Origin of the sequence: Bradyrhizobium genomosp. I (2014) (genome assembly GCF_000261685.1) — a bacterium.
GTDB lineage: Bacteria > Pseudomonadota > Alphaproteobacteria > Rhizobiales > Xanthobacteraceae > Bradyrhizobium.
This window is the reverse complement of the sequence record NZ_AJQE01000204.1, coordinates 1-9,288: the sequence shown is the minus strand read 5'-3', so window position 1 is coordinate 9,288 and position 9,288 is coordinate 1. Positions and strand designations below refer to the sequence as shown.

Here is a 9,288-nt window from a genome sequence, read left to right as displayed (position 1 = left end):
GCTCCGCGTCACGCGCTATCGTCCGACGCCGCGGCAGTGGCCGGCGGATCTTCCGTTGAAGATTGCCGTCATCGCCGACATCCATGCCTGCGATCCCTGGATGCCGCTGGACCGGGTCGCGGCCATCGTCGACCACACTAACGCGCTGAACGCCGACCTCATCGTGCTGCTTGGCGACTATGTCGCCGGTCTTCATCAGGTCACGCGCATCATTCCGTGCCGTGAATGGGCTCGCGTGCTGGCCGGCCTCAAGGCGCCGCTCGGCGTCCACGCCGTCATGGGCAACCACGATTATTGGGATGACAGGACGGTGCAGCGGGCCGGGCAGGGGACGACCGTCGCGCATCGCGCGCTGGAAGCGGCCGGCATCCCCGTCTACGAGAACGACGTCGTGCGCCTCACCAAGGACGGCCGCCCGTTCTGGCTCGCCGGTCTCGGCGATCAGCTCGCGTTCCTGCCGGCGCGCCGGTTCCGGAGCATGGTGCGCTTCGGTGCCGACGATCTCAGTGCGACGCTCGCCAAGGTCACGGACGATGCGCCCATCATCCTGCTCGCGCATGAGCCCCACATCGCACCGCGCGTGCCCGCGCGCGTCGCGCTGCAACTGTCCGGCCACACCCATGGCGGCCAGGTCCGTCTGCTCGGCTGGTCCCCCGCAGTGCCGCCGCAGCATGGCGTCCGCCTTGCCTATGGTCATGTCAGGCTGAAATGCGACGTCATCATCTCCGGCGGCCTCGGTTGCAGCATCATGCCGCTCCGCGTCGGCGTGCCGCCGGAGATCGTCGAGGTGACGCTGGGGCGGGCCGCGCCGGTTGTATCCTAACACGCTTGCGCGGACCGCGGTTTTTGCGCAAAACGGGCCGGTACCGACAAGCGAAGAGGCTCGCGACGTGACAGCTCATCTCGACGGCGAGATCCGCGGCGGCCGCCACCACATGCAGGTCCGCGTCTACTACGAGGACACGGATTTCTCTGACTTGACGTTATCATAGTAGGCGAACGCACTGATCTCTCTCGTCTTGCGTCGATCTTCGGGGAAAAGATTCATGCTAGAAAGGGAAGCGCTGTTCAGGTACGGAGTATATTCGTAGGGCATCCGCTTGCGAACCGGATGCACTACGATGCTGTCGATCAAGTTGCGAAAGGCGACGCGGGTTTCGATGGCCTTCGGATTAATCTTCAGCGCGGTGACCAGTTTCTTGGCCTCCGAACGATATCGGTCACCGAACTTTGGATGGTCGAACGGGATCACGTTTTCGCTGCCACTACCCAGAAGCCGCAAGCGCTCCTTAACGGTTTCCCGTTCCACATCGCACTCATCGATCCGCTTGAGCAACTCATCCGGCTTGCGACGGCTGTTTGCGATGGCATATGACAAGCGTTCGATCTCAGTGGTCAACGTACGGAGTCTACGCTCTAAATTTGCGTGTTCGCTGTTCTTTTTCCGATCGTTCTTACGCTCCTCCTTCCAAGCACGCATCGCCTCTTCAATCGCTTTGGGCGAAAGCAATTTTAATTCCATTTTGCTTGAGACATCCTCAAGTAGCACGTCCATGTCAAAGCTCCGGGTGTGCTCACACGTGCCTCGTTGATGCGCGTTGGCGCATGCGGCGCGCGGAGCGCCGTTCCTGGAGGATTGAGCGATTCGCATATTCCCGTTGCAGACACCACACCGAAGGACCCCAGCAAGTGGGTGCTCATTATTGCGCGGGATCACAGGACGGCGCCGCGGCTTGCCCGTCGGTCCGAACATATGGATGGCGCGGCCGCTGCGAACCTTCTGCGCCCTGTCCCAAAGCACTTGCGGAACAATCCGCAGCTCGGGCTTCTTGACAATGATGTGCCGGTCTTCCGGATTGCGGCGTTTCTGTTTCTTCTGCGTTTCCGGGTTCAGAATTGTTGATCGAACGTTCCAATGTATTTCGCCGATATACAGCTCGTTGCCGATAATGCCGCGACCGTGCCGACCGCCAGTTATGCACTGATGATTCCAGGTCGTGCGACCAGCCTTGTTCTTGTGACGGGTGGCGCCAGGCGAGGGCAGGCCTTGGCGCGTGAGATCGGCCGCAATATCTCGGGTTGAACGCCCCAATACATATTCGGTGAAGATGCGGACCACGATCTTCGCTTCGATCTCATCGATCACGCGCTCACCGGGCGCGCCCGGCCTTGGCCGGTAACCGTAAGCGTATGAGCCAGGAATTCTTCCACTAGCGACAGCATTATCATGGCCACGCCGAACCTTGTCGGCGAGCTGCGGCTTATAAATCGTGTTGTAGAGACTTGCGATGCTGATGTCGGTGGCAGTCGCGTAAACGCCTTTCTGATCCATCAGCTCAACGCCATTGAACTCGAAAACTTGCTTGAGACGCTGGATGGTTGCGGGATCGCGCGACAGGCGATCGAAATGCTCAACGATCACAACATCAAAATCATGGTTTCGCACGCCATTGAGCAATTGCTGATAGCCGTCCCTCGCATTTTCGGTTAGGCCAGACTTCGCGGCATCAACAAATGCACCGATGACATCTAGGTCGTTGCGTACCGCGATCTTCCGGCAGAGCAATAGCTGACCGTCAATCGAGGTCGCCTTTTGCATGTCGCTCGAATAGCGGGCGTATAACACGGCCCTCTTTTTTGTTGGCCCCGTCATCATGCCCTTCCTCCTTTCGGCTGCTCCAAACCGTCGTTTTCGTCTCGTGCAATCTGCCGTCCGATGGCGCGCGCCAGCTCAAGCCAAACTTCCTCATTGTCAGGATTATCCCAACCCTGAGGGTGGGAAGGATCAAGCGGTCGGATGATCGCCTTCGGCCTCCGAGGCGATCGGATTCGAGTACGCATATGGACCGACCGGCAAACGTTAACGTAAATTGTCGCCCAGCGCGATAGCTGGGCTGTGATCAGTTGCGGTGCCTGCTTCTGTTATTCGGAGCGTCGATCGCGCCGGCAGAGACCCCTCCCTGATTTCACAATTTTCGTCGGCGTGGTGATCAGGTTCAGATCGTCCTTCAGCCACAGCTTTCGTCAGCCTTGGCCGTGCGCCGATAGAAATCACAGAAGGTCGACACTTGACCTTTGCCTCTGGAGTGCTCACGGGAGTCTCGATCTGAGTAATTGTGGGTCCAATCATGTTGACCGCTGCAGCGGTCAATGAAAATGAGAGTTTTCTGGTGTCGCGGTGCTCCACATCGGGCGCTAGCGCATTCCTGCGATAGCGGTCGTAGGCGAGAGAATTTTTGCGAAACAAGGCGAAGTAAAAAAACTTGCGCCTGACGGCGACGAAAGTCCGATACCCGTGTCCATATTTAGCGGTGCAGTTCTCCGCTCGAGCATCCGCTCCGTCTGATGCCAGCGGTTGCCGCAGACGAGACGGCTTCATTGATCAGTGAAATCCGGCGGTCGGCCGACAAATCGTGGCGCGAGACGCTAGATGCGGTTGTCCTAATCTGAGTAACCGATCAGCTGTTCTCGTTCAGCCTGCCGTCCGATCTTCTTTGTCTGCCCCATCACGATCTTGAGCACATCATCCGGCAACGGCTGTTGTTTGCTTTGGCCTCATCCATGGCGCGCGCAATCCAGACATCGCGTTCCTCGTCGGTCGTCAAAATTACCGGCCTTGTCTTGGGGGATCGGCCCGACCACCTCCATTCGACGTATCGTTAGGGAGCCGTGACCAAATGCGGCCCCGGCAGCCTCCTGCATCGAACCAACTTTGAGTTGGATAGACATTAAGCGTGAATTTTCGAATCCAAATTTCCGTGGTTTCCCGTTGCATCAAGGGAGTAACCTGTTTTGGCCTTTGGGGCGTAGGGATGGCTCACTACCGAGCTTACCTTTTGGATCACGACCGCCGCGTTGTAAGCGTGGCCAATTTGCAGTGTGCCAACGAGCAGGAAGCACGAGGGCGTGCTCAGCAGCTAGTTGATGTCAACGACATCGAGCTATGGCAACTTGATCGGCGTATTGCGGTGTTTGACGCCGCCATAACCCGAACCTCGCAGGCGGCGGGACAGAGAAGCGTTCAGCGGGCGCAGCCCCCTACAATGAAGCCTAAGTGAAGGCTACGACGGAAAGAGGCCCACGACTCGGTTGAACGCGAGGATGGCGGCTTGGCTTGTGGTGATGCTGTAGAGATTGCAAATGGAGAACGCCTGCCGCCGACCTACTCGACCTCGATCATTTGCTCCCTGGTGGCCCGCAGGCTGCGGAGGTAATAGCCTTGTGCCTGAACGGCTGACTTGATTTCGTCGCTGACCTTGAGAACTTTTTTCCTGCTCTTACGCCACTTATGTGCAGAGTAAAGCACGGGTACGGCAGAGCCTGTACTTAGGACGAGGAAGTCGCGCTTGTCATTGCGATAGACATCAAACACCTTTCGCCCCCGCTGATCATATTGAAGTAAGAATGAAAGATGTTCGTCGTGTCAATGGACGAGCTTAGTATCTCAAATGGCTGTGCGGGTTGTAAATCTGCCACGCCCCCGACTTTTGCTTCACCTCGTTCCGGATTTGGAACGAACTGATGCAAGCCCGGACCATCGCCAAATTGGACGCGCCAGGCAGTTGCTTCAGCGATGCCGTGAACGGCACGAGACAGTAGGATCGGCTTGTAACCCTCCCGTGCGGAGCGGAGATGCCCTGGAGCCCCAACAGCAATGATCAGGCGGATGTGATCCAGGGAAGATAGAACGAACTGACTACCGAGGAGATTTAGTGACGGACAAATTTTGGCCAGCCTCAGGGTTGGTCTCATCGGGGGTAGCGCACATGGCAGGTCCTCCAACCCAAAAGGACATCGAGCGCCGAGCATATCATCTGTGGCAGCAAGCCGGAATGCCAAAGGAGAGGGATCAAGAGTTCTATTTGGAAGCAGAACGACAGCTAAAGGAAGAGCTGATCGTCCACGAGCTCAAAACGCCGGATACGCTGTGAGACAATGGCGACAAGGCGGCCCATGGCCGGCACACAGGTGAGAAGCGGTTTCATTATTTGCTCCAAGTTGCATACCGCAGATGGCGAAGCCGAGCGTCACCGCGAGGTCGGTGAGTTGGGCCGCCCTGTATCGCGGCAGGCCCGGTCGAGTCAAAGCGGTTTCGGGCAGAATCGTAGTCTGCCATTTGACGGCTCGCGCGGATTGAGAAAAACGCTGCACTCCAAGCTTCAGAGATGAAGTTCTTTGCTTCTGCTCACGCATCATTTCCGGTCCGTATCGACATTCTCGAAACTGAATAGATGATGCACGTCGGCGATGGCGCGACACGCGGTTCGGCGTGCCACGCACGCGCGATCGACGCCGTAACGTTCGACGAATTCTCCCCCGAAGGACCGAAGAACTCAGCGAACCCCTCGGAGAGGGGGCCGATCTTCGTCGCCACAAACGCTCCGCTGTGGTCATGGTTTCGGGCCGGCGCTAACCGCCGCGTCGAGATCAATCTCGGGCTGGACTTCGCCGGGCTTCTTGCGCCGCGGCAGAGGGGTTCGTGTCTCGCGCAATCCGCTACGAACGCGGCGAACGGTTTGATGTTGCCGCGGACGCTCGCGTCGTCCAGCACCTTCATGTAGTGTCTCGGTTTGAAATTTAGCGAGACTTTGTCGGGGGCGCGGATGCAAAAGAGGAACTTTCTCAGTGACCGTCAATCTCGCGCATGAGCAGGTGGCGCCGCAGCACTGCCGCCGCCTCTTGCTCTGAGACCCCGGTCGTTTGCTTGCTGGGCTGGCCGTCGATGATCGGCGAGTAGGCTGCCGCCTGCCGTATGACCGCGTGAAGGTACCGCATCTCGTCATCGGTCACGCGCCGGTTGAAGTAGAAGCAAAGCGTCTTCTCGTTTTCGGCATCGCGGCCGGCGGCGGGGCAGCGCAGCGGCTCCTGTTTCGCGCCGCTGACAAGCCGCAGCGCGGGCCCGGGGTGCGATGTTCCGGTTTTGGGGATGTCGGACACGGGACGATCTCTCTCAACGTGTGGGTGAGGCTACGGGCGGAGTTTTGGGCAGGCGGCAGGCGCGCTTCTCCGCATCCACGGCGATCGCCGAGAGCGTTTCGTTCTGATCAATGAGAAGAGAGATCGCCTTCGTCGCCCAGTCCTCGTAGGTCAGGGTGCCGGTTTCCCACAAGAAGACAAGCGCGCGGGCGACCGCGTTATGGCGGGATAGTTCCTGCAGCTTGCAGAAAAGCTCGGCGTTCATTTGTACGGGCATGATCTTCTCTTCGTCAGTGTCGGGGTTTTCAGTCGACGCTAGGTCCAAGCAATGCCGGCTCGAGTCAGTCGGCGCGATCGCGCCAGTGGTCGCGATCTTTCGTGATCTCGCGTTCGGCACGCGACACGCGCTCACCGAGTTCGCCGAGGCCCTTTCGCTGCCTAGCGAGCTGCTTCTGCAGATAGGCCATGCTGATCTATGCTCGCTCTGCTTTGTCCTCGCGGGCGATCCTGCTCCAGCCGTCGGTGTGTGAGCCGAGTATGCGGAGCCGGAGCATCCCCTTCGTTTCGGGCATTTAACACCACAACCGGTTCTATAATCGGCGCCGATGGGCCACCTTTTGCCGTCTTTCTGCATGATCGGCTGAGGGTTAATAAACCCGGGTGGCGCTCACCCCGCATCTGGCGGTCTTTGATGGTTGCACCAGTTTTTCCAGTTGCGCCGGGTCCCAACGAAATCCCTTCAGGCGATAGGGGCGGCGCGCGCGGGATTTCGGAGGCACAATGGTGGACCCAGTAGCCATGCAACTCTCTGGTGCTTTTCGTGGTCTGTTTCAAAAACCGCTTGCATCTCGCGGGGCGTCCACAGATGGGTTCACGGCCTAGTTCTACTTAGTGGGAAACAGGTTCTCCACGATACGAAAGTCAGAAAGTTGTTCGTCGCGCAATCGCGCGAGACATCGGCACGACCACGCCGTCCGCAGCGCGCTTGCCATCGCAGAACGCGGCCCAATCAGCCATCATCGTGCGCTGCTTCGACCGCGCCGATATAGGTCTTGATGGACATGGTGCAATCGGGTTCTTCGAAATCGTGCCTGACGGTGGCGTTGCAGGCAAGTCTAACCAGGGAAAACGAGCCCTCCCTCAATCGGCTCGGTGGTCCCACAACTCGGGGCGGCTGCTCCCGGCAGATGATACGTCAGTGGTGTCCGAGACCTTTGATTTGGAAGCGCTGTCACACGCTTACGTAATAGGCGTCACCTCGGTCCCTGCGTGTAACGACCACGCAGGTTGTACCCCGCAGCAGAGGTTGAGCACTCGCCAGATCTTTTGCTAGGCGTTCCGCCGCACGGAAGGCTTGCAGCTCGTCTTCGAATGCTAACCCGCCGGGGTCGTCGACATTCTGCTTGCCTGCCAGATTAAAGTAGAAACGGGCCATTCGTTCGCTCGCTTCGTTGCCCCACGGGAGTAATGATAGTATTGGGCAATTAGGCAGAAGTTCTCTGATGTAGGCCTGATGATGCCGAAATTCTGCGAATGATTGGCGAAATGCGAAGCGCTTTCGTGCGTGGGCTTTGGAACGGATTGAGCCCGCACGAATTGCTGCCGACGCCAAGAACGCCTCGTTCTATGGTCCAGAGATGCAGTGCTATTTGTTCTGCTCGTCTGCGCTGCCCGGCTGCGCTGGCCGCAGAAACTTCTGCAAAGCGGATGCTGCGTCCTATCGGCTGGCGAAGGCTGTCTGCCAAATCGTCACCACGTTTCATGGCACAGAGCGAGATACGGTATCGATCGGATTCCACGGGGCGCGACAACACAGCCGGGCCCAAGCTGATTGAGCAGAAAGACTGCGGATCACAACCATCAAACGCTGCTAAGCGTCTTGGTTGCAATGCTAAAGTGCCTCGCCGACCGGCTGGGGGACAACGTGGTTAAGGCAATTCGCAATACCGTCATGGCACTTACTTTTGTCGGCGTCGCAGGCAGCAACATGTTTTGGAATTTCATGAATGATTATATCGCCTGCGGCCTTGCGCTGGCAGCTTCAGTCACCGCCGGCCTTTGCGTTGAGCGCGTCTTCATCGAGCGGTCCCGTCGCGAGATGATCCGCCTCCACGGCGCGGACTGGCATTCGGCAGAGGACCAACAGCCCGGCGCATGAACGCCACTCCTCGCACGCTCGTGATCTTCATCATTGGATTCTTCGCATTCGATCCGAGGGGCCTGCCCTGATGACCAAGCCGGCCCATCCATTCCGGATCGCTCGCATCGAGCGCCTGGTGGAGCTGCTCGAGGCAGACTACAGAATGACAGTTGATCCGAATACCAGTGAGAGCAACACGAAATCGGAGGCGTCCGATCCGGAGGTGCTTGATTGCCCAGCGCTACCCGGTCCTGATCCAGGAGGATGCGAGCAGGCGCCTTCGTTGCGAGCGAACCCTACGGCATGGAGGTCTCGACCAAGGCGGTCGGCACGCCCGAGGAAGCGATAACGATCTGGAGCGGCGACCGCCACAAGCTGACCCCGACGTAATCGAGGTGCGCAATGATCAAGAGGCCGCGCTTGGCTACAGCTGGTTTGTGCAGCAGCGCCAGGAGTGGATTCGGAAACGTTGCGCGTGTTCGGCTTCATCAACCGCGAGCACATCGAGCACAAATTCAACACTTCGACGCCGCACGGCTCGAGCGACGTGCAGTTGTTTCAGCGGCGGCGTTCGGGCGTGATATATTTCAGCGCTTCCGCCAAGCGCTACCAGCCGGTGATCGAGATTGCCTCCGGCATCGAGCCGGTGCAGCTGAGAAGGAGAGACGACCGTCAAGGCGCCGCGTTCGTCGAGACAGTTGGCCGTCAGGTCGATGTGGACCGACTGCAAGTGGTCCTTGGTCTTGGGCATGAGGACCAGGCGGTATTGTTCAAAGGTGATAAGCGCTTCCTCCTTGGGCCACGTGATCTGGTTGTCCACGCCAGCGTTGCCGCACCCATGGGCGGCGGGCGTGCGGCGTTCAAGTGCGGTAATGCAAGGGAATAATCCACGTTACGCCGACAGGAGGCGAGAATGCGCAATAGCTTCCACAATCTCCACGACGGTTCAGTGGAGCGCACCAAATCTTCCGCCCTCCGTTGCACGCGCACTGGTACTCGCTTTGTGGACGCGTGCTCTCTACTCGCAGATTCAGCGCGGAAGTTATCGTTACACTGGCTTGTGCGAAAGCCATGGCACGCGCCAGTGCCAACCGCCGCAGCGTTCGTCATAGTTGAGCAGGCCGGCGGCGACATTGCAGCCGACGAGCGGCGGCAAGCTCACGCCGGGACAGTGAGTTGTCAAACCATCGGAGATTCCGTCGCAACGCTCGCAAACCTTGAAGCTGAAATCC

13 protein-coding genes are annotated in these 9,288 nt (G+C 58.8%); 6 read left to right on the top strand and 7 right to left on the bottom strand.

What is annotated here, in order from left to right; all coding sequences use genetic code 11:
• Positions 1-823, top strand: an 823-nt coding sequence (locus tag IC50_RS19850; protein WP_035708426.1) for a metallophosphoesterase, incomplete at its 5' end; no start/stop codon positions are given.
• A 129-nt stretch (positions 824-952) separates the two neighbouring features.
• On the opposite strand, the gene IC50_RS19845 is transcribed toward IC50_RS19850, so the two are convergent.
• Complete coding sequence (locus IC50_RS19845) at positions 953-2,656, bottom strand: recombinase family protein (protein WP_035708423.1); 1,704 nt, start codon at positions 2,654-2,656, stop codon at positions 953-955.
• A gap of 1,506 nt (positions 2,657-4,162) precedes the next feature.
• Positions 4,163-4,372 carry a hypothetical protein gene (locus tag IC50_RS19830; protein WP_035708418.1) on the bottom strand — a complete coding sequence of 70 codons (210 nt, stop codon included), beginning with the start codon at positions 4,370-4,372 and terminating at the stop codon, positions 4,163-4,165.
• Positions 4,373-4,712: 340 nt separating this feature from the next.
• Here IC50_RS19830 and IC50_RS19820 point away from each other — a divergent pair, with 340 nt between their 5' ends.
• Positions 4,713-4,931: a DUF2934 domain-containing protein gene (locus IC50_RS19820; RefSeq protein ID WP_232208652.1), complete on the top strand. Its 219-nt coding sequence runs from the start codon at positions 4,713-4,715 to the stop codon at positions 4,929-4,931.
• 300 nt (positions 4,932-5,231) lie between these two features.
• The gene (locus IC50_RS19815; RefSeq protein WP_035708410.1) at positions 5,232-5,561 is read left to right on the top strand and encodes a hypothetical protein; all 330 of its coding nucleotides are present in this window, start codon (positions 5,232-5,234) and stop codon (positions 5,559-5,561) included.
• Between the two features lie 61 nt (positions 5,562-5,622).
• Here the strand turns inward: IC50_RS19815 and IC50_RS19810 are convergent, their stop codons facing one another.
• The 4 genes from IC50_RS19810 to IC50_RS41385 form a co-directional block, all read right to left on the bottom strand.
• Positions 5,623-5,937, bottom strand: coding sequence for a hypothetical protein (locus IC50_RS19810; RefSeq protein ID WP_035708407.1), 315 nt, complete (start codon positions 5,935-5,937; stop codon positions 5,623-5,625).
• Between the two features lie 13 nt (positions 5,938-5,950).
• Positions 5,951-6,193, bottom strand: coding sequence for a hypothetical protein (locus IC50_RS43175; RefSeq protein ID WP_223153765.1), 243 nt, complete (start codon positions 6,191-6,193; stop codon positions 5,951-5,953).
• A gap of 64 nt (positions 6,194-6,257) precedes the next feature.
• Entirely contained in the window at positions 6,258-6,383 is a 126-nt protein-coding gene (locus tag IC50_RS43710; RefSeq protein WP_257787538.1) for a hypothetical protein, read from the bottom strand.
• Positions 6,384-7,147: 764 nt separating this feature from the next.
• A complete protein-coding gene (locus IC50_RS41385) occupies positions 7,148-7,351 on the bottom strand; it encodes a DUF6894 family protein (RefSeq protein ID WP_039156329.1) in 204 nt (67 codons plus the stop codon).
• 489 nt (positions 7,352-7,840) lie between these two features.
• Here IC50_RS41385 and IC50_RS19800 point away from each other — a divergent pair, with 489 nt between their 5' ends.
• From IC50_RS19800 to IC50_RS19795, 3 genes are all read left to right on the top strand, one after another.
• On the top strand, positions 7,841-8,074 hold the full coding sequence (locus IC50_RS19800; protein WP_035708427.1) for a hypothetical protein: 234 nt from the start codon (positions 7,841-7,843) through the stop codon (positions 8,072-8,074).
• 246 nt (positions 8,075-8,320) lie between these two features.
• Positions 8,321-8,446: a hypothetical protein gene (locus IC50_RS43705; protein WP_257787537.1), complete on the top strand. Its 126-nt coding sequence runs from the start codon at positions 8,321-8,323 to the stop codon at positions 8,444-8,446.
• An 85-nt stretch (positions 8,447-8,531) separates the two neighbouring features.
• Positions 8,532-8,942, top strand: a complete 411-nt coding sequence (locus tag IC50_RS19795; RefSeq protein ID WP_035708404.1) for a hypothetical protein — start codon at positions 8,532-8,534, stop codon at positions 8,940-8,942.
• Positions 8,943-9,104: 162 nt separating this feature from the next.
• Here IC50_RS19795 and IC50_RS42805 read toward each other — a convergent pair.
• The coding region (locus IC50_RS42805) for a hypothetical protein (protein ID WP_035708401.1) at positions 9,105-9,288 on the bottom strand (184 nt) is incomplete at its 5' end.

Coding starts and splice junctions, on each gene's coding strand:
- IC50_RS19845 (WP_035708423.1), bottom strand. CDS start 2,656: ATGATGACGGGGCCAACAAAAAAGAGGGCCGTGTTATACGCCCGCTAT.
- IC50_RS19815 (WP_035708410.1), top strand. CDS start 5,232: ATGATGCACGTCGGCGATGGCGCGACACGCGGTTCGGCGTGCCACGCA.
- IC50_RS43175 (WP_223153765.1), bottom strand. CDS start 6,193: ATGCCCGTACAAATGAACGCCGAGCTTTTCTGCAAGCTGCAGGAACTA.
- IC50_RS43710 (WP_257787538.1), bottom strand. CDS start 6,383: ATGGCCTATCTGCAGAAGCAGCTCGCTAGGCAGCGAAAGGGCCTCGGC.
- IC50_RS41385 (WP_039156329.1), bottom strand. CDS start 7,351: ATGGCCCGTTTCTACTTTAATCTGGCAGGCAAGCAGAATGTCGACGAC.
- IC50_RS43705 (WP_257787537.1), top strand. CDS start 8,321: ATGCGAGCAGGCGCCTTCGTTGCGAGCGAACCCTACGGCATGGAGGTC.